Consider the following 18,268-nt stretch of genomic DNA (forward strand, 5'->3'; position numbering starts at 1 on the left):
ACCGCACAAGGAGAACGCTATGCCTGTCACCGTCAACGGCGTGGAACTGCGCGACGCCGATATCGAACGCGAACTGGACCACCATCACGACGCCGCCAACCCGGCGCGGCTGGCCACCATCTCGGCGATCCTGCGGCTGCTGATGCGCGCCGAAGCCACGCGCATCGGCCTGGACGCAGATGCCATGGACGACGACGCGCTGGCGCAGGCGCTGCTGTCGCGCGAGGCCGCCACGCCCGTGGCCGACGAAGCCAGCTGCCGCCGCCACTACGACAGCCACCCCGAGCGCTTCCGCGACGGCGAGTGGGTGGAAGCCGACCACATCCTGTTCCAGGTCACGCCGCGCGTGCCGCTGGACGCGCTGCGCGAGGTCGCGGCGCAGACGCTGGCGCTGGTGCGCGGCGACCCCTCCAGCTTTGCGCAGCATGCCCGCGCGCTGTCCAACTGCCCCAGCGGCGCCAACGGCGGGCGACTCGGCCGCGTGTTCCGCGGCGAAACCGCGCCCGAGTTCGAGCGCGCACTGTTCGCCGCGCAGCAGGACGGCGTGCTGCCGCAGTTGCTTGAGACCCGTTATGGCCTCCATATCGTGCGCATCCTCGAGCGTTGCCCCGGCACGCGGCTGCCGTTCGAGGCGGTGCGCGGCGAGATTGCGCGCGCGCTCGGCGCCGCCGCGCGCGACCGCGCCTGGAAGCAGTACGCCAGCCTGCTGATCGGCCGCGCACGCATCGAAGGCATCGAGCTGGAGGGCGCCGACAGCCCGCTGGTGCAGTAACGCGCGGAGGCCGCCGTGCATCACATCGAACACTTGCTCAAAGGCTTCGAACGCTTCCAGCAACGCTATTTCGACGACGAACCCGGGCTGTTCGACACCCTGCGCGCGGGCCAGCGCCCGCCGACGCTGCTGATCGGCTGCAGCGACTCGCGCGTCGACCCCGGCCTGCTGCTCGGCTGCGATCCGGGCGAGCTGTTTACCGTGCGCAATATCGGCAACCTGGTGCCGCCCTGCACCGGCCGCCACGAAGGCAGCCTGCATGGCGTCTCTGCCGCGATCCAGTTCGCGGTGCAGCAGCTGCGCGTGGCCCGCATCATCGTGATGGGCCACGGCGGCTGCGGCGGCATCCGCGCGCTGCTGGCGCAGCCGGCCGACGCCGGCGACGATCCGCCCGACGACGGCCAGGATCCGGACTACCTCGGCGCCTGGGTGCGCATCGCCGCGCCGGCGCGGCGGCAGGTGGAGGACACCCTCGCTTCGGCCAGCGCCGCGCAGCGCCAGCGCGCCTGCGAGCAGGCGGCGATCCTGGTGTCGCTGCGCAACCTGCAGACCTTCCCGTTCGTGCGGCGCGCGCTGGAAGGCGGCGCGCTGACGCTGCACGGCTGGTATTTCGATCTCCAGGCCGGTGCGCTGCTGGCCTATTCGCAGCGCGCCGATGCCTTCCTGCCGCTGGTATGCCCGTTGCCTGCGGCAACCGAACCCGTCACACCATGAATCCCTTTATCTTCGGCATCGCCGGCACCTCCGGCAGCGGCAAGACCACGCTGATCACGGCGTTGCTGCCGTGGTTCCGCGCGCAAGGCCTGCGCGTCAACGTGATCAAGCACAGCCACCATCCGCTCGAACTGGAGCCGCCGGGCAAGGACAGCGCGCGCTTTCGCGCGGCCGGCGCGGCCGAGGTGATGGTGGCCTCGCCCTACCGCTACGCCATCGTGCGCGAACTGGCCGGCGAGGATGAGCCGACGCTGGCCGAACAGGTGGCGCGGCTGCGCCCGGCCGATATCACGCTGGTCGAAGGCTTCCGCCAGGAGGATATTGCGCGCCTCGAGGTGTATCGCCCGGCGCATGGCCGTGCGCCCTACTATCCCTGCGATCCTTCGATCGTCGCCGTGGCCACAGATGCGCGGCTCGACACCTTGCTGCCGTGCCTGCCGCTGGACGACATCGCGCAGGTGGGGCGGTTCATTCTCGCCATGCGCGGGCGGAACCACCGCGATGCGCTCGGTGGCGCTCTCCCCGCAACGATGGACCGGGTCGCCGCCTGACAAGAACGCCGGCATCATGTGCGCGATGCGGCGTGCGTGCGCCGGCAGAACACCTGCACCGGTGCCCGCGCCGCCACCCGCCTCGACAATTTCGCCAGGCCGGCTATCTTAAGGGTGTCAGTACCGTCGCCATCGGTGCTGCCGCCTTCGCTGACGCGACAGGCGGCCGCCGCCGTATTGCCGGGACACAGCACCAAGCGAATGAACGAGGACTCGCCCCCGCGGCAGAACTATGAGGATGCCTTGCTCGGCATCGTGGGGGAGATGTCTACCACTATGCGGCCGCACGCCGAAGCCGGTGCCGCGACCGCCCCCTCGCTGGACAGCGCGCTCGAAGCCGAACTGGGCTTCGACAGCCTCACGCGCGCCGAGCTGCTGACCCGCATCGAGCAGCGCTTCGGCGTCAGCCTGCCGGAGCAGGTACTGGCCCAGGCCGACACCCCGCGCGCGCTGCTGCGCGCCGTGCTCGCCGCCCGGGACCTGCCGCCCGGCAGCGAAGAGACACCCGCCCGGCTGGCCCGCCCGGCACCGGAAACTTCGGCGCAGGCGCCGGACGGCGCCGCCGCCTTGACCGATGTGCTGCGCTGGCACCTGCACCGCCACCCTGACCGCACCCACGTCATCCTGCACGACGGTGAAGGCGACGATACGCCGATCACCTTCGCCCAGCTGCACCGGCACGCCTGCGCCGTTGCCGCCGGCCTGGCCGCGCGCGGCGTGCGCGCCGGCGCCACCGTGGCGCTGATGCTGCCGACCAGCGCAGAATATTTCTACTGCTTTGCCGGCATCCTGCTGGCAGGCGCCATCCCCGTCCCGCTCTACCCGCCCACGCGGCTCGCGCAGATCGGCGACCACCTGCAGCGCCACGCCGGCATCCTGGCCAATGCGCAGGCACCGGTCCTGATCACGGTGGCCGAGGCCAGGCCGCTGGCCGCGCTGCTCAAGGCCGCCACCGGCACGCTGCAGAGCGTGCTGACACCGCAGGAACTGGAGGACACCGCCGGGCCACCGGTCCAGGCGATGCTGCGCGCGCACGACATCGCGCTGCTGCAATACACCTCGGGCAGCACCGGCTCGCCCAAGGGCGTGGTGCTGACGCACGCCAACCTGCTGGCCAACCTGCGCGCGATGGGCACGGCGCTGTCGGTCGATTCCCGCGACGTCTTTGTCAGCTGGCTGCCGCTGTATCACGACATGGGCCTGATCGGCGCCTGGCTGGGCAGCCTGTACTACGCCTTCCCGCTGGTGGTGATGTCGCCGCTGACCTTCCTGGCGCGGCCCGAGCGCTGGCTGTGGGCGATCCACCAATACCGCGGCACGCTCTCCGGCGGGCCCAACTTTGCCTATGAGCTGTGCCTGCACCGGCTGGCGCAGGCGGACCTGTCCGGGTTGGACCTGTCGAGCTGGCGCTTCGCCTTCAACGGTGCCGAGCCGGTCAGCCTGCAGACCATGCGCAGGTTCACGGCGCGCTTCGCCGGGCACGGACTGCGCGCGCAAGCGGCGGCGCCGGTCTACGGGCTGGCGGAGGCCTCGGTGGGGCTGACCTTCCCGCCGCCGGGCCGTGAACTGGCTGCCGACCGCATCGACCGCGCCGCGCTTGCGCGCACCTCACGCGCCGTTCCCGCCGATGCGAACGCACGCGGCGCCGACGGCGACCATGACGTCATGGAGATCCCCTCGTGCGGGCGGCCGCTGCCCGGCCACGAGATCCGCGTCGTCGATGCCAGCGGCCGCGAATTGCCCGATCGGCACGAAGGCCTGCTGCAGTTCCGCGGGCCGTCGGCCACCAGCGGCTATTTCCGCAACCCGGCGCAGACGCGCGAGCTGTTCGACCGCGGCTGGCTCAACACCGGCGATTACGCTTATCTGGCCGACGGCGAGCTCTTCATCACCGGACGCGCCAAGGAAACCATCGTCCGCGGCGGGCGCAATCTCTATCCCTACGAAGTAGAGCAGGCCATCGGCGCCCTACCCGGCATCCGCAAAGGGTGTGTGGCGGTATTCGGCAGCGCCGATCCGGACAGCGGCACCGAACACATCGTGGTGATGGCGGAAACCGCGGCAACGGACGAACCGGTGCGCCGCGCGCTGCAGCAGCAGGTGCTGAAGACCGCGCTCGATGTGCTCGGCATGCCGCCGGACCACGTGGTGCTGGTGCCGCCCCACACCATCCTGAAGACGTCGAGCGGCAAGATCCGCCGCGCCGCCTGCCGCGAGCGCTTCGAGCATGGCGGCAGCGGCCCGGGCGAAGCCGCGCCGTGGCTGCAGATCGCGCGCTTCGGCTGGCAGGCACTGCTGCCGCAGCTGCGGCGCGGCCGGCATGCCGCCGCGGGCTTGTCGTATTCGATGTATGCGTGGCTGCTGTTCGCCGCGATGGCGCCGGTGACGTGCCTGGCCTCGGTGGCCGTGCACCGGCCCGCGATGGGGTGGGCGCTCAGCCACCATGCCGCCCGGCTGCTGCTGCGGCTGGCCGCGGTGCCGTGGTTCGTGCAGGGCCTGGAACAGCTGCCGCGCCACCGCGCCTGCGTGCTGGTATCGAACCATGCCAGCTACCTGGACGGCATGGTGCTGGTCGCCGCGCTGCCGATGCCGGTGTGCGTGGTGGCCAAGCGCGAACTGCAAGGGCAGCGCATCCCGCGCGCCTACCTGTCCAGCATCGGCGCCGACTTCATCGACCGTTTCGACAACGTGCGCGAGTCCGAGGCCATCGAGCGCCTGGTCGCGGCGGTGCGTGACGGACGCTCGGCGCTGCTGTTCCCGGAAGGCACCTTCGGCCGTGAGCCCGGGCTGCAGCGTTTCCGCTCGGGCGCCTTCGTCGCGGCGGCCCGCGCCGGCGCGCCGGTGGTGCCGGTGGCGCTGCGCGGCACCCGTTCGGTCCTGCGCGACGGCCAGTGGCTGCCGCGCCGGGGGCCGATCAGCGTCGTCATCGGCCGGCCGCTGCAGCCCGACGGGCAAGGCTGGCCGGCGGCCATGCGCCTGCGCAACGCGGCCCGCGCCGAAATCCTGCACTACTGCGGCGAACCCGACGCGCTGCGCCCCGGGATCGAGGCTGCGCGGTCGCGCACGGCGCGGCAGCTGCCATAATCCCTGCTGGCCGGCGCGTGCGCTAGCCGCCGGCCGCCACACCCTCAAGGCATGGACACCTTTGCCACCGCCCCGATGTGGGCCGGCTTCTTCCTCCTGGTGATGGGCACGCTGTTCGTCGACATCTTTGTCCTCGGCGGGCGGCATGCGCACCGGGTTTCCTCGCGCGAGGCGCTGGCATGGACGCTCACCTGGATGACCCTGGCCGCGCTGTTCGGCGTTGCGCTGTGGTGGGTGGTGGCCGAAGATGCGGGCCACGACGCCGCCTATCGCAAGGTGCTCGAGTTCTACACCGGCTACCTGATCGAGCTGTCGCTGTCGGTCGACAACATGTTCGTGTTCGCGATGATCTTCAGCTATTTTGCCGTGCCGCCGGAGCTGCAGCGCAGGGTGCTGCTGCTCGGCGTGCTCGGCGCGATCCTGATGCGCGCGCTCATGATCCTGGTGGGGATATGGCTGATCAGCCAGTTCTCCTGGATTCTTTACGTCTTCGGCGTGTTCCTCGTCATTACCGGCATCAAGATGCTGTTCATGTCGAGGCATTCCCCCGACCTCGCGCGCAACCCCATCGTGCGCTTCCTGTGCGCGCATATGCGGATCACCTCCGACTATCACGGCGAACACTTCTTCGTGCGCATCGGCGGCCTGCGCCATGCCACGCCGATGTTCGTGGTGGTGCTGCTGGTCGAGGCCACCGACCTGGTCTTTGCCGTCGACAGCATTCCGGCGATCTTTGCCGTGACCACCGACCCGTTCATCGTCTTCACCTCGAACATCTTCGCCATCATGGGCCTGCGGGCCCTGTATTTCCTGCTCGCCAACCTGGCGTCGCATTTCCATTACCTGAAATACGGCCTGGCCATCGTGCTTGCCTTCATCGGCGCCAAGATGCTGGCCGAGCCGTGGTTCCACGTACCGGTGCACTGGTCGCTCGGCGCGGTGGCGATGACGCTGTTCGTCGCCGTGCTGTTCAGCCAGGCCAGGACCCGGCGCGCCGCCGCCAGCGATGACCCGGGTTGCAGCGGTGCGCCGCGCGGACGCGGCGCCGGGGACCGGCGCACATGAGGAGCTAGCCATGAACAAGATCCTGCTGGCGACCGACGGGTCGCCCTATAGCGATGCGGCGGCGCGCTACCTGGCGCGAAGCCCGCTGCTGAGCCGCGATTTCGTCGTCCACGTGGTGCACTGCGAGCCCGACGTGCCCGGCGACATCAAGACCTTTATCGACCGCGCCACGCTCGATGACTGGCATCGCGAGCAGAACGACAAGGCGATGGGTTCGGTCGCGGCCATCCTGGACGAGGCCGGCATCGCGTTCGAGCGCCACGGCTTCACCGGATTTGCGCCGGCGCGCATCGTCGAGTATGCGAACCAGATCGGCGCCGGCCTGATCGTGATGGGCTCGCATGGGCGCGGCGGCTTCCTGGACGCCATCGTGGGCTCGGTGGCGAGACGGGTCCTGGCGCACGCGCAGTGCCCGGTGCTGCTGGTCAGGAAATAGCGCGCCGCGAGCGCTGTTCCGGATGCGTTGCCGGCATCCTGTTTCGTTTGATGCCAGTCAATCCCATGTCGCCAGTGTGTGCGCATGATCGCCACATGACGACAGGGCCAGGCAACACCCGCCTGCGCACCGCGAAATCGCTTTCCCACCGCTGATCCACGGCACCCCATGAAAGCAAAAAACTGGCTGTACCCGGCAATCGCGGCATTGCCGTTCTCACTCTGGCTAGGCCTTGCGCACGCTGCCACCAAGGCAGAACCCAAGGCCGCACAGAAAGCCGAGCAGAAAGCCGCCATCCCCACGCTGACCACCGCTGAATTCGACCACGCACGGCAGATCTACTTCGAACGCTGCGCCGGCTGCCACGGCGTGCTGCGCAAGGGCGCGACCGGCAAGGCGCTGACGCCCGACATCACCCGCGCGCGCGGCACCGAATACCTGAAGACCTTCATCAAGTACGGCAGCCCCGCCGGCATGCCCAACTGGGGCACCTCGGGCGACCTGACCGACAAGGAAGTCGACCTGATGGCGCGCTACATCCAGCTCGACCCGCCCACCCCGCCCGAATTCTCGCTCGCCGATATCGAGAAAAGCCGCAAGGACATCCTGCCGGTGGCCAAACGCCCGACGCAGAAGATGAACCAGTACAACCTGGACAACCTGTTCTCGGTCACGCTGCGCGACGCCGGCGAGGTGGCGCTGATCGACGGCGACAGCAAGCAGATCATCAATATCGTCAAGACCGGCTATGCGGTGCATATCTCGCGCATGTCGGCGTCGGGCCGCTACCTGTACGTGATCGGCCGCGACGCGCGGCTGGACCTGATCGACCTGTGGCTGCCCAAGCCCGATATCGTCGCCGAAGTGAAGATCGGCATGGAGGCGCGCTCGGTCGAGACCTCCAAGTACAAGGGCTATGAGGACAAGTACGCCGTGGCCGGCTCCTACTGGCCGCCGCAGTACGTGATCATGGAGGGCGACACGCTCAAGCCGCTGAAGGTGGTGTCCACGCGCGGCATGACGGTGGACAACGAATACCACCCCGAGCCGCGCGTGGCGTCGATCGTGGCCAGCCACTTCCATCCGGAATTCGTCATCAACGCCAAGGAGACCGGCAAGATCCTGATGGTCAACTACGCGGACCTGGCCAACCTGAAGACCACCACCATCGACTCGGCCAAGTTCCTGCATGACGGCGGCTTCGATTCGACCGGGCGCTACTTCCTGGTGGCGGCCAACGCCTCCGACAAGATCGCCGTGGTCGATACCAAGGAAGACAAGCTCACTGCGCTGATCGACGTGGGCAAGACCCCGCATCCGGGCCGCGGCGCCAACTTCACGCATCCGCAGTTCGGGCCGGTCTGGGCCACCAGCCACCTGGGCGACGAGACCATCAGCCTGATCGGCACCGACCCCGCCGGCCACCCCGCGCAGGCGTGGAAGGTGGTGCAGACGGTCAAGGGCCAGGGCGGCGGTTCGCTCTTTATCAAGACCCATCCCAAGTCGTCCAACCTGTGGGTCGATACGCCGCTGAATCCGGATGCCAAGCTCAACCAGTCGGTCGCGGTGTTCGATACGCGCAACCTGGAAGCCGGCTTCAAGGTGCTGCCGATCGCCGAGTGGGCCGACCTGAAAGGCAGCGGCGCCAGGCGCGTGGTGCAGGCCGAATACAACAAGGCCGGCGACGAGGTCTGGTTCTCGGTGTGGGGCACCAAGGACGGCGAGTCCGCGCTGGTGGTGGTCGACGACAAGACCCGCACGCTCAAGACCGTGATCAAGGACAAGCGCCTGGTCACGCCGACCGGCAAGTTCAACGCCTACAACACGCAGCACGACGTCTACTGAGCCCGCGCCCACGCCGCGCCGCGGCGCGGCGTGGGCCCGCGTCCCCCGCGTTCCTTCCACGGAGATTGCATCATGCGAACCCAACACGCGCTGGCCGCGCTGCTGGCAGCATCCGGCTGCCTGCTGACACTCGGCGCAGCCATGCCGGCACACGCCAGCCAGGCGCTGGCATCGAGCAAGGCCTGCCTGGCGTGCCATGCCATCGACAAGAAGCTGGTCGGCCCCGCCTTCCAGGACATCAAGGGCAAATACAGCGGGCGCAAGGACGCGCAGGCGCAGATGGTCCAGTCCATCCTGAAAGGCAGCAGCGGCCGCTGGGGCCCGGTGCCGATGCCGGCCAACGCGGTCAGCGAGGCCGACGCCAACACGCTGGCCAAATGGATTCTTTCCCTCTGAGCGGTGCTGCATGGCGCCGCGCGGCGGCTGGAACGCTGGTTGCCGCGCTGGTTGCCGCACCGGCCGCGGGCATCGCGGCCGATGCGCCCGCGCCGGCGCGGCAGGCGCAGCTGGCGCACTGGCTGCGCGACGACTGCGGCGCCTGCCACGGCATGACCTTGCGCGGCGGGCTGGGCCCGCCGCTGACGCGCGCCAGCCTGGCCGGCAAGCCGCCTGACGGTCTGGTGGCCACCGTGCTGTACGGCCGGCCCGGCACGGCGATGCCGCCCTGGCAACCTTTCATGACGCAGGATGAAGCCCGATGGCTGATCGATCGACTGCAGGCCGGCCAGCCGCCGGCCGTGATGCCGCAAGGCAACTGATGCGCGGCCTGGCCGCGGCGGCGTGCGCCGGGATCGTGGCGGCGCTGGCCGCTGGTTGCGCCGGCACCGTGCGCGGCACCGGCGACCTCGGCGTGGTGGTCGAGCGCGCCGCGGGCCGGCTGCAGATCGTCGAGACCACCGGCATGACCCGGCTGGCCACGGTCGAAGGGCTGGGCGACCTGTCGCATGCCAGCGTGGTGTTCTCGCGCGATGCGCGCTACGCCTATGTGTTCGGCCGCGACGGCGGGCTGACGCGCGTCGACCTGCTCGGCGCGCGCATCACCCACCGCGTGCTGCAGGCTGGCAACAGCATCGGCGGCGCGATCTCGCAGGACGGCCGCGTGGTCGCCGCGCAGAACTATGCGCCGGGCGGCATCCGGCTGTTCGACGCACAGACGCTGGCGCCGCTGGCGGAGCTGCCGGCGCTCGGCAGCGACGGGCGCCGCGCCAAGGTGGTCGGGCTGGCCGACCTGCCCGGCCGGCGCTTCGCCGCCAGCCTGTTCGAGTCCGGCGAGATCTGGATCATCGACGCCAGCGACCCGCGCCACCCGCAGGTGACCCGCCTGCCCGCCGGGCGCGAGCCTTACGACGGGCTGGTCACGCCCGACGGGCGCTGGTACCTGGCCGGCCTGTTCGGCGAAGACGGCCTGGCGCTGGTCGACCTGTGGCAGGCACCGCCGCAGGCGCGCCGCATCCTGTCCGGCTACGGCCGCGGCAATGCCCCGCTGCCGGTCTACAAGATGCCGCACCTGCGCGGCTGGGCCATGGCGCAGGGCATGGCGTGGCTGCCGGCGGTCGGGCGCCATGAAGTGCTGGTGGCAGACCCCGCCAACGGCTGGCGCGAAGCGGCGCGCGTGGCGCTGGCGGGCCAGCCGGTATTCGCCATGGCGCGGCCTGACGGGCGCCAGGTGTGGGTCAATTTCGCCTTCCCGCACAACGACACGGTGCAGGTGATCGACACCGCCACGCGCCAGGTGTTGCGCACGCTGCGCCCCTGCCGCGGCGTGCTGCACATGGAATTCACGCCCAAGGGCGAGGCGCTGTGGCTGTCCTGCCGCGACGACAACCGCGTCGAGGTCTACGACACCGCCACGCTGGAACGCGTGGCCACGCTGCCCGCCGACAACCCCAGCGGCATCTTCTTCACCGCGCGCGCGCAGCGCTTCGGCATGTAGGGCGCGCCATGATCGACGAGCAACACCTCTATGACCAGCTGCAGCGCGGCTTCCCGCTGCAGCCGCGGCCCTACCAGGCGCTGGCCGCGAAAGCCGGACTGTGCGAGCACGCCTTGCTGACCTTGCTGGCGCGCGATCTCGGCACCGGACGCATCAGCCGCGTCGGCGCCGTGTTCGCCCCCAATGTGATCGGCGTCAGCACGCTGGGCGCCCTGCCGGTGCCGCCGGCGCAGCTCGACCGGGTGGCGGCGCGCGTCAGCGCCTGCGCCGCGGTCAGCCACAACTACGCACGCAGCGGCCACCGGTACAACCTGTGGTTTGTCGCGGGCGCGCGCGAGCGCGGCATGCTCGATGCCACGCTGGCGTCGATCGGCAACCTGACCGGCCTGGCGCCGCTGGACCTGCCGATGGCGCGCGAGTACCACATCGGCCTGGGCTTTCCGCTGGCGCGCCAGCAAGGCAACCGCCGGCGCCGTCCGGCCGGGCTGGCGGCGCCGGCCGCCGCGGTGGCGCTGGACGACGATGACTGGCGCCTGGTCGCCGCGCTGGAAGCGGGGCTGCCGCTGACGCCGCGACCGTTCGATGCGCTGGCCAGGCAGGCGCGGCTGGCCGTGCCGCAGGTGCTGGAGCGGCTGGCGCAATGGTCCGCGCAGGGCGTGATCCGGCGCCTGGGGGTGGTGCTGCGCCACGGGCGCTTCGGCTACCGCCACAACGCCATGTGCGTGTGGGACGTGCCGGACGGCCGCGTCGACGCCATCGGCATGCGGCTGGCGCGGCAGCCGCGCGTGACGCTGTGCTACCGCCGCGAACGCCGGCTGCCGGACTGGCCCTACAACCTGTTCGCGATGATCCACGCGCGCAGCGCCCAGGACCTGCAGCCCGCGCTGGCCCAGGTCCGCGCCGCCGCCGGACTGGAGCGCATGCCCGGCGCGGTGCTGGTCGGCACGCATTGCTACAAGCAGCGCGGCACGCGCTACGCCACGCAGGTGCCGGCATGAACGGCGCCGGCGCGTCTGGCGATGCCATCGCCCCGCTCGATCCGCTCGATCCGCTCGATCGCCGCATCATCAACGCGCTGCAACGCGGCCTGCCGCTGGTGCCGCGCCCGTATGCCGCGGCCGCCGCGGCGCTCGGCATCACCGAGGCCATGCTGCTGGCGCGGCTGCGCGCACTGCTCGACGCGGGCGTGCTGACGCGCTTCGGCCCGCTGTACCAGGTGGAGCGCGCGGGCGGGCGCTTCGTGCTGTGCGCCTGCCATGCGCCGGCGGCGCGGCTGGAAGCCGTCATCGCCGCCATCAACGCCCACCCCGAAGTTGCGCACCACTACGCGCGCACCCACCACCTGAACCTGTGGTTCGTGCTGGCGGTGGCGCGGCCGGAGCAGGTCGCGCCGGTGCTCGCGCGCATCGCCGCGGCGGCCGGCGTCGAGGTGTTGCCGTTTCCGAAGGAACGCGAGTTCTTCGTCAACCTCTACCTGCCCGCCTGATGCCGAACCCTCCCGACGCTGCCGATCCCACCGACCTGGCGCTGATCCGCGCCACCCAGGCCGGCCTGCCGCTGGTATCGGCCCCGTACGCCGCGGTCGCCGCGGAACTGGGCCTGACTGAGAGCGAAGTCATCGCGCGGCTGGCGGCGATGCAGGCGCGCGGCGTGCTGCGCCGCATCGCCGCCGTGCCGAACCACTACCGGCTCGGCTGGCGCGCCAACGGCATGACGGTGTGGGATGTGGACGATGCCTGCGTCGAAGCGCTGGGTGCGCGCATCGGCGCCTTGCCCTTCGTCAGCCATTGCTATCGCCGCCCGCGCCGCCTGCCGCACTGGCCCTACAACCTGTTCGCGATGGTCCACGCCCGCTCGCGCGAAGACGCCGCGCCGCAGGTCGCCGTGATCGCCGCACTGCTGGGCGACGCCTGCCGCGCGCACGACGTGCTGTGGTCCACCCGCGTGCTGAAGAAGACCGGGCTGCGGCTGCCGCCAGCCGGTGCGGCACCCGGTCCAGACCCCACACCCGACCAAGAAAACCGATAGGAAGCCCCACCCATGTTCCGCCTGTCCCGCTTCATGGAAGCCCTGCGCGATGACGGCCCGCTGCCGCCGCCGCGCCCGCCCGCCGGCCCGGTGGTGATCTGGAACCTGATCCGCCGCTGCAACCTGAACTGCCGGCATTGCTACGCCACCTCCGCCGACACCGATTTCAAGGGCGAGCTCGATACCGCCGAAGCGCTGGATGTACTGGCCCAGCTGCATGACGCGCGCGTGCCGGCGCTGATCCTGTCCGGCGGCGAACCGCTGCTGCGCCCGGACCTTTACCAGATTGCCGCGCATGCGCGCGCGCTCGGCTTCCACCTGTCGCTGTCGTCCAACGGCACGCTGCTCGATGCCGGCCACGCGGCGCGGCTGGCGGCGGCGGGCTTCGACTACGTCGGCGTCAGCCTCGACGGCCTGCCCGCCACGCACGACCGCTTCCGCCGCAGCGACGGCGCCTTCGCGCAAGCGCTGGCGGGCCTGCGCACGGCGCGCGCGGCGGGCCTGCGCGTGGGCGTGCGCATGACGCTGACCGAAGCCAACGCGGCGCAGCTGCCCGAGCTGGTGGCGCTGGCCGAGCGCGAAGGCATCGACAAGTTCTACCTGTCGCACTTCAACTATGCCGGCCGCGCGCGCAGCCACCGCGCCGACGACGCGCGCCATGCCCGCACCCGCGCCGCGCTCGACTGGCTGTTCGACCACGTCTGGCAGCGCGCGCGGCAAGGGAGCGCGGGCGATTTCGTCACCGGCAACAACGATGCCGACGGCGTGTACCTGCTGTACTGGATCGCCAGCCGCTTTCCGCACCGCGTCGCCGACATGCGCCGGCGGCTGGAGCGCTGGGGCGGCAACGCCACCGGCGTCGGCGTGGCCAATATCGACAACCTCGGCAATGTCCACCCCGATACGATGTGGTGGCACGTGACGCTTGGCAACGTGCGCCAGCGCCCGTTCGGCGCGATCTGGGCCGACCGCGCCGATCCGCTGATGGCGGGGCTGGCCAGCACGCCGCGTCCGCTGCAGGGGCGCTGCGCGGGCTGCGCGCATCGCGCCATCTGCAACGGCAATACGCGCGTGCGCGCCTTTGCGCTGACGGGAAACCCGTGGGCGGAGGACCCGGGCTGCTACCTGAGCGATGCCGAGATCGCGCACGTGCCGGACGCGGAGGTTTCGGCATGACAGCGCTGATCCGTTGGCTGGGCGCGCTGGCGCTCGCCTGCATCGCACCCGCTGCAACGGCTGCCGCGACTGCCGCGAATGCCACGGCTGCCGACCCCGCCGCGCTCTACGGCCAGCATTGTGCCGCCTGCCATGGCGCCGACCGCCTCGGGGCGATGGGCCCGGCGCTGCTGCCGGAAAGCCTGGAGCGCCTGCGCGCCGGCGAGCTCGACACCGTGCTGCGCGACGGCCGCGCCGCCACGCAGATGCCGGCGTTCGGCGGCACGCTGGACGCGGCCGGACTGCAGGCGCTGGCACGCTGGCTGCGCACCGCGCCCGCCGCCACCCCGCAATGGGACGCCGATGCGATCCGCGCCAGCCATGTCATCCACCACGCCCCCGGCACCCTGCCGGCGCGGCCGGTGTTCAGCGCCGACCCGCAGAACCTGTTCGTCGTGGTCGAGGCCGGCAGCCATCACATGAGGGTGCTCGACGGCGACCGGCTGGCGCCGATCCATCGCTTTGCCACGCGCTTCGCGCTGCATGGCGGGCCCAAGTTCAGCCGCGACGGCCGCTTTGTCTACATGGCCAGCCGCGACGGCTGGGTCAGCAAGTATGACCTGTGGAACCTGCAATACGTGGCCGAGATCCGGGTCGGCGTGAACACGCGCAACGTGGCCGTCAGCGACGACGGCCGCTGGGTGCTGGCCGGCAACACGCTGCCGCGCACGCTGGTGCTGCTGCATGCCGACGACCTGTCGCTGGCGCGGGTGATCGACGTCGCCGGGCGCAACGGCGAGCATTCGCGCGTCTCGGCGGTCTATGATGCCGCGCCGCGCCACAGCTTTATCGCCGCGCTGAAGGATATTCCCGAGGTCTGGGAGCTTCCGTATGCCAGCGCCGCGGGCGCGCCGCTGCCGCCCTCGGCCCTGCTGAAGCCGCGCGCGGTCGTGCTGGACGAGGTGCTCGACGATTTCTTCTTCGACCAGCCGTACCGACATATCCTGGGCGCGTCGCGCCACGGCGGCGGGCAGGTGATCGACCTGCGGCAGGGCCGCAAGGTGGCGTCGCTGGCGCTGGGCGGGATGCCGCACCTGGGCAGCGGCATCACCTGGCAGCGCAATGGCCGTGAAGTGATGGCCTCGCCCGACCTGGGGCAAGGACGCATCACGGTGATCGACATGCAGGACTGGCACACCGTCGCCACCGTGCCGACCAACGGCCCGGGCTTCTTCCTGCGCAGCCATGAACGCACGCCCTACGCGTGGGCCGACGCCATGATGAGCCCGCGGCGCGACACCCTGCAGGTGATCGACAAGCAAAGCCTGCAGGTAGTCGGCAGCGTCACGCCCAGCCCGGGGCGCACCGCCGCGCATGTCGAGTTCACGCGCGACGGACGCTATGCGCTGGTCAGCCTGATGGAGCGCGACGGCGCCATCGTGGTGTATGACGCCGCCACCTTGCAGGAAGTCAGGCGCCTGCCGATGGACAAGCCCATCGGCAAGTACAACGTCTTCAACAAGACCACGCGCTCGGCCGGCACCAGCCACTGAGCGCGCGGCCAGATCCCATTGGAGTCCAACATGCATCCACCGCTGAAGCCCGGCAAGGTCTGGCTGGTCGGCGTCGGTCCCGGCAGCGCGGACCTGGTCACGGTACGCGCCATGCGCGCGCTGGCCGCGGCAGAGGTCTGGCTGGTCGATGACCTGGTCGCGCCGGAGATGGCCGGCTATGCCAGCCCCGGCACCCATGTGGAATGGGTTGGCAAGCGCGGCGGGCGCTGCTCGGTGAGCCAGCAGCGCATCCAGCAGCTGACGCTGCAGCACGCGCTGGCCGGCCGCACGGTGGCGCGCGTCAAGGGTGGTGATCCGCTGCTGTTCGGGCGCGGCGGCGAGGAAGCCGCGTTCCTGCGCAGCCACGGGATCGAGGTCGAGATCGTCAACGGCATCAGCAGCGGCATGGCCGCCGCGCAGGCGCTGGGCATTGCGCTGACGCATCGCGCGCACTGCCACGGCGTGACCTTCGTCACCGGCCACACCAGCGCCCACGGCTCGCCCGACTGGCAGGCGCTGGTGCGCGGCGGCACCACCCTGGTGATCTACATGGGCATGAGCCGCATCGCCGCGATCCGCGATGGCCTGCTGGCCGCCGGCATGCCGGCCGTCACGCCGGCGGCGGTGGTGATGCACGCCGGCAGCGCGCACGCGCGCAGCTGGACCGGCTCGCTCGGCACGCTGGCGCAAGCGCCGGCGGCCGGACTGGGCAGCCCGGCGGTGATCGTGGTGGGCGCGGTGGTCGGCGACGCGCAAGCGCTGCCGGAGCTGGCCTGCGGCCATGTCGCATTGGCCGAACCCGCCACGCTGTGCATCGCGACGCACCAGGCGACGGCATGAGAAAGCGCGAGTCGCCGAGGAATCCCGCGGACCGATCGCGGTCCAACGCATCAGGACCGCAACCGCTCACGCGCCATCGCTCATCATGCAACGCCTGCTTATCATCCTGGGCTGCCTGCTACTGGCAGCCGGCGCCGCCTGGCCCTGGTTGTCCAGGCTGCCGCTGGGGCGGCTGCCCGGCGACATCCATGTGGTGCGCGACGGCTTCAGCTTCTATTTTCCGATCACCACCTGCATCGTGGTGTCGGTGCTCGTCTCCGTCGTGATCTGGTTGCTGCGGCGCTAGGCGCCCGCCGGCGCCGCCTCGGTGCGGAACACCGCCACCGCGCGCTGCATCTGCAGCGCCTGTTCCCGCAATGACTGCGCCGCGGCCGCGGCCTGCTCCACCAGCGCGGCGTTCTGCTGCGTGACCTGGTCCATCTGCGCCACCGCCTGGTTGACCTGGCCGATGCCGGTGCTCTGCTCGCGCGAGGCCTGGCTGATCTCATCCATCATCGCCGTCACGCGGCCGATGGCGGTAACGGTGCCCGCCATGGTCGCGGCAACGTCCAGCGCCAGCGCATTGCCCGCCGCCACGCGCTCGCCGGATTGCGAGATCAGCATGCGGATTTCCTTGGCCGAGGCGCCGGCGCGCTGCGCCAGTCCGCGCACTTCGCTGGCCACCACCGCAAAGCCGCGGCCGGCCTCGCCGGCGCGCGCGGCTTCCACCGCGGCGTTCAGCGCCAGGATATTAGTCTGGAAGGCAATGCCGTCGATCACCGTGATGATGTCGGCGATGCGCCGGGAGTCGACGTCGATCGCCTGCATGGTCTGCTGCATGCGGCCGACCGCGTCGCCGCCGGCGCGCGCCGCGGCGGACGCCTCGCGCGCCAGGGCGCTGGCCTGGCCGGCGTTGCCGGCATTCTGCTGCACGGTGGCGGTCAGCTGCTCCATGCTGGCCGCGGTCTGCTCCAGCGACGACGCCTGCTGCTCGGTGCGCTGCGACAGGTCGATATTGCCCTGCGCGATCTCGCCCGCGGCGGCCAGCACGTTGTGCGCGCCGGCCTTGGTGTCGCCGATCAGCGTGCGCCAGCCTGCGGCCAGCGCCAGCAGGTGCCGCCTGATCTCGCTCAGCTCGTCGCGCCCGCGCACCGCATGGCTCACGCTCAGGTCGCCCGCCTGGATGCGCGCGACCATCGCGGCGACCTCGCGCACGTCGGCACGCATGCCGCGGCTGAAGCCGATAAACAGGTAGAACGCGGCGCCCACCGTCAGCAGCGCAATGCCGGCCAGCCACGCGAATTGCCGGGCCTGCGCCGCGGCGCGCTGCGCCAGCATCTCGGCGGCGATCGCGGCGAAGGCCTGGCTGGCGTGCGCCACGCCTTCGATCGCGGCGGTGGCTTCGTCGAAGTAGGCCCGCGCATCGATGTCGATGCCGGCGGAGCCCAGCATGCGCACCTGCAGCGTGCGGTGGAAGCGGTCCATCGCGTCCAGCCGCGCCAGCGCGGCGTCGATGCGCGCGCGGTAACCCGGCGCTGCCTTGCCGACGCGCGCGATATCGCGCCGCATCGCGTCCAGCCCTTCGCGGATCTCCTCGGCCAGCGCGCCCAGTCCGGCCTGCTGCGCGGCATCGGCATAGCCGCCCTGCGCGATGATGCCGGCGCCGCGCCCGCGCGCCAGCGCGCTTTGCTCGGCCAGGCGCGGCATCGGGCCCGACAGCAGGCTGACCAGGTAGTACGAGCCCGCCTCGCCGTCCAGCGCCAGTTGCGAGCGCTCGGCGACGTCGGCGATATACGCCTGCGTTCGGCGCACCAGCGCGCTGTGGCGCTCGAACAGCGGCCCCGCCGGGGTATCGAGGCCGAGCCCGCGCAAATGCTGCCAGTCCTGCTCCAGCTGGCGCATGCCGGGCGCAAGTTCAAACCCGGGATTCTGCGCCACGCTGCGCGCCAGCGCGGCCAGGCTGGCCGCGGCCTGCTGGTCGGCCTGGTCGAAGGTGGCGCGGAACGCGGCGTTGCCCGACAGCACCGCATGCGCGGCGCCACGCCGGACCTGGGTCGCGCGCATGAAGTCGAGCGCGTGCCCCACCACTGCCAGCCCGCGGATTTCGTCGCTGGTGGTGCGCCGCGCTTGCGCCGCATCGCGCAGCACCACTGACAGCGCGCCGGCCAATGGCACCAGGAACAGCACGGCGATCAGCGCGAGCTTGCGGCGGATATTGAGGCGCGCCATCAGGCGCTCGGCGGGAAGGAACAGAGAGGGCATGGGTCGTCGCAGAAGGGCTTGGTTTCCCCCTGCTATCGGCCCGGTTTGGTG

At 71.0% G+C, this 18,268-nt stretch carries 18 protein-coding genes; 17 read left to right on the top strand and 1 reads right to left on the bottom strand.

Annotation, left to right across the window (positions count from 1 at the left end; all coding sequences use genetic code 11):
- The first annotated feature begins 19 nt into the window (after positions 1–19).
- From CBM2594_RS23980 to CBM2594_RS24060, 17 genes are all read left to right on the top strand, one after another.
- Positions 20–772, top strand: a complete 753-nt coding sequence (locus CBM2594_RS23980) for a peptidylprolyl isomerase (RefSeq protein ID WP_116359275.1) — start codon at positions 20–22, stop codon at positions 770–772.
- Between the two features lie 15 nt (positions 773–787).
- Entirely contained in the window at positions 788–1,486 is a 699-nt protein-coding gene (locus CBM2594_RS23985; RefSeq protein WP_116359276.1) for a carbonic anhydrase, read from the top strand.
- Positions 1,483–2,037, top strand: coding sequence for a molybdopterin-guanine dinucleotide biosynthesis protein B (gene mobB, locus CBM2594_RS23990; RefSeq protein ID WP_116359277.1), 555 nt, complete (start codon positions 1,483–1,485; stop codon positions 2,035–2,037). Before CBM2594_RS23985 ends, mobB begins: the two co-directional genes overlap by 4 nt.
- 201 nt (positions 2,038–2,238) lie before the next feature.
- Positions 2,239–5,121 carry an AMP-binding protein gene (locus CBM2594_RS23995; RefSeq protein ID WP_116359278.1) on the top strand — a complete coding sequence of 961 codons (2,883 nt, stop codon included), beginning with the start codon at positions 2,239–2,241 and terminating at the stop codon, positions 5,119–5,121.
- 51 nt (positions 5,122–5,172) lie between these two features.
- Entirely contained in the window at positions 5,173–6,186 is a 1,014-nt protein-coding gene (locus tag CBM2594_RS24000; RefSeq protein WP_116359279.1) for a TerC family protein, read from the top strand.
- A gap of 10 nt (positions 6,187–6,196) precedes the next feature.
- On the top strand, positions 6,197–6,622 hold the full coding sequence (locus CBM2594_RS24005; RefSeq protein WP_116359280.1) for a universal stress protein: 426 nt from the start codon (positions 6,197–6,199) through the stop codon (positions 6,620–6,622).
- A gap of 168 nt (positions 6,623–6,790) precedes the next feature.
- Positions 6,791–8,467 (top strand): nitrite reductase, encoded by a 1,677-nt coding sequence (locus CBM2594_RS24010; RefSeq protein ID WP_116359281.1) that lies wholly within the window; start codon positions 6,791–6,793, stop codon positions 8,465–8,467.
- Between the two features lie 72 nt (positions 8,468–8,539).
- Positions 8,540–8,863, top strand: a complete 324-nt coding sequence (locus CBM2594_RS24015; RefSeq protein WP_174077757.1) for a c-type cytochrome — start codon at positions 8,540–8,542, stop codon at positions 8,861–8,863.
- Entirely contained in the window at positions 8,845–9,225 is a 381-nt protein-coding gene (locus tag CBM2594_RS24020; RefSeq protein WP_116359282.1) for a c-type cytochrome, read from the top strand. Before CBM2594_RS24015 ends, CBM2594_RS24020 begins: the two co-directional genes overlap by 19 nt.
- Positions 9,225–10,400 (top strand): cytochrome D1 domain-containing protein, encoded by a 1,176-nt coding sequence (locus CBM2594_RS24025; protein ID WP_116359283.1) that lies wholly within the window; start codon positions 9,225–9,227, stop codon positions 10,398–10,400. The genes CBM2594_RS24020 and CBM2594_RS24025 overlap by 1 nt, the downstream gene beginning before the upstream one ends.
- Positions 10,401–10,408: 8 nt before the next feature.
- Positions 10,409–11,398: a siroheme decarboxylase subunit beta gene (gene ahbB / locus CBM2594_RS24030; RefSeq protein WP_116359284.1), complete on the top strand. Its 990-nt coding sequence runs from the start codon at positions 10,409–10,411 to the stop codon at positions 11,396–11,398.
- Positions 11,395–11,886 carry an AsnC family transcriptional regulator gene (locus CBM2594_RS24035; RefSeq protein ID WP_116359285.1) on the top strand — a complete coding sequence of 164 codons (492 nt, stop codon included), beginning with the start codon at positions 11,395–11,397 and terminating at the stop codon, positions 11,884–11,886. The genes ahbB (CBM2594_RS24030) and CBM2594_RS24035 overlap by 4 nt, the downstream gene beginning before the upstream one ends.
- A complete protein-coding gene (ahbB, locus tag CBM2594_RS24040) occupies positions 11,886–12,428 on the top strand; it encodes a siroheme decarboxylase subunit beta (RefSeq protein WP_116359286.1) in 543 nt (180 codons plus the stop codon). The genes CBM2594_RS24035 and ahbB (CBM2594_RS24040) overlap by 1 nt, the downstream gene beginning before the upstream one ends.
- Before the next feature lie 12 nt (positions 12,429–12,440).
- The gene (gene nirJ, locus CBM2594_RS24045; RefSeq protein WP_116359287.1) at positions 12,441–13,604 is read left to right on the top strand and encodes a heme d1 biosynthesis radical SAM protein NirJ; all 1,164 of its coding nucleotides are present in this window, start codon (positions 12,441–12,443) and stop codon (positions 13,602–13,604) included.
- Complete coding sequence (locus tag CBM2594_RS24050; RefSeq protein WP_116359288.1) at positions 13,601–15,136, top strand: nitrite reductase; 1,536 nt, start codon at positions 13,601–13,603, stop codon at positions 15,134–15,136. Before nirJ ends, CBM2594_RS24050 begins: the two co-directional genes overlap by 4 nt.
- A gap of 30 nt (positions 15,137–15,166) precedes the next feature.
- On the top strand, positions 15,167–15,976 hold the full coding sequence (gene cobA / locus CBM2594_RS24055; protein ID WP_198048201.1) for a uroporphyrinogen-III C-methyltransferase: 810 nt from the start codon (positions 15,167–15,169) through the stop codon (positions 15,974–15,976).
- 85 nt (positions 15,977–16,061) lie between these two features.
- Entirely contained in the window at positions 16,062–16,262 is a 201-nt protein-coding gene (locus CBM2594_RS24060) for a DUF2905 domain-containing protein (protein WP_116359289.1), read from the top strand.
- Here the strand turns inward: CBM2594_RS24060 and CBM2594_RS24065 are convergent.
- Positions 16,259–18,217: a methyl-accepting chemotaxis protein gene (locus tag CBM2594_RS24065; RefSeq protein ID WP_116359290.1), complete on the bottom strand. Its 1,959-nt coding sequence runs from the start codon at positions 18,215–18,217 to the stop codon at positions 16,259–16,261. The genes CBM2594_RS24060 and CBM2594_RS24065 overlap by 4 nt on opposite strands.
- Positions 18,218–18,268 lie beyond the last annotated feature (51 nt).

The organism is Cupriavidus taiwanensis (assembly GCF_900249755.1).
In the GTDB taxonomy this organism is placed as follows: Bacteria; Pseudomonadota; Gammaproteobacteria; order Burkholderiales; family Burkholderiaceae; genus Cupriavidus; species Cupriavidus taiwanensis_D.

Excerpts from the sequence above, each read along its gene's own strand:
- CBM2594_RS23980 (WP_116359275.1), top strand. The coding sequence starts at position 20 with ATGCCTGTCACCGTCAACGGCGTGGAACTGCGCGACGCCGATATCGAA.
- mobB (WP_116359277.1), top strand. The coding sequence starts at position 1,483 with ATGAATCCCTTTATCTTCGGCATCGCCGGCACCTCCGGCAGCGGCAAG.
- CBM2594_RS23995 (WP_116359278.1), top strand. The coding sequence starts at position 2,239 with ATGAACGAGGACTCGCCCCCGCGGCAGAACTATGAGGATGCCTTGCTC.
- CBM2594_RS24000 (WP_116359279.1), top strand. The coding sequence starts at position 5,173 with ATGGACACCTTTGCCACCGCCCCGATGTGGGCCGGCTTCTTCCTCCTG.
- CBM2594_RS24005 (WP_116359280.1), top strand. The coding sequence starts at position 6,197 with ATGAACAAGATCCTGCTGGCGACCGACGGGTCGCCCTATAGCGATGCG.
- CBM2594_RS24010 (WP_116359281.1), top strand. The coding sequence starts at position 6,791 with ATGAAAGCAAAAAACTGGCTGTACCCGGCAATCGCGGCATTGCCGTTC.
- CBM2594_RS24015 (WP_174077757.1), top strand. The coding sequence starts at position 8,540 with ATGCGAACCCAACACGCGCTGGCCGCGCTGCTGGCAGCATCCGGCTGC.
- CBM2594_RS24020 (WP_116359282.1), top strand. The coding sequence starts at position 8,845 with ATGGATTCTTTCCCTCTGAGCGGTGCTGCATGGCGCCGCGCGGCGGCT.
- CBM2594_RS24025 (WP_116359283.1), top strand. The coding sequence starts at position 9,225 with ATGCGCGGCCTGGCCGCGGCGGCGTGCGCCGGGATCGTGGCGGCGCTG.
- ahbB (WP_116359284.1), top strand. The coding sequence starts at position 10,409 with ATGATCGACGAGCAACACCTCTATGACCAGCTGCAGCGCGGCTTCCCG.
- CBM2594_RS24035 (WP_116359285.1), top strand. The coding sequence starts at position 11,395 with ATGAACGGCGCCGGCGCGTCTGGCGATGCCATCGCCCCGCTCGATCCG.
- ahbB (WP_116359286.1), top strand. The coding sequence starts at position 11,886 with ATGCCGAACCCTCCCGACGCTGCCGATCCCACCGACCTGGCGCTGATC.
- nirJ (WP_116359287.1), top strand. The coding sequence starts at position 12,441 with ATGTTCCGCCTGTCCCGCTTCATGGAAGCCCTGCGCGATGACGGCCCG.
- CBM2594_RS24050 (WP_116359288.1), top strand. The coding sequence starts at position 13,601 with ATGACAGCGCTGATCCGTTGGCTGGGCGCGCTGGCGCTCGCCTGCATC.
- cobA (WP_198048201.1), top strand. The coding sequence starts at position 15,167 with ATGCATCCACCGCTGAAGCCCGGCAAGGTCTGGCTGGTCGGCGTCGGT.
- CBM2594_RS24060 (WP_116359289.1), top strand. The coding sequence starts at position 16,062 with ATGCAACGCCTGCTTATCATCCTGGGCTGCCTGCTACTGGCAGCCGGC.
- CBM2594_RS24065 (WP_116359290.1), bottom strand. The coding sequence starts at position 18,217 with ATGCCCTCTCTGTTCCTTCCCGCCGAGCGCCTGATGGCGCGCCTCAAT.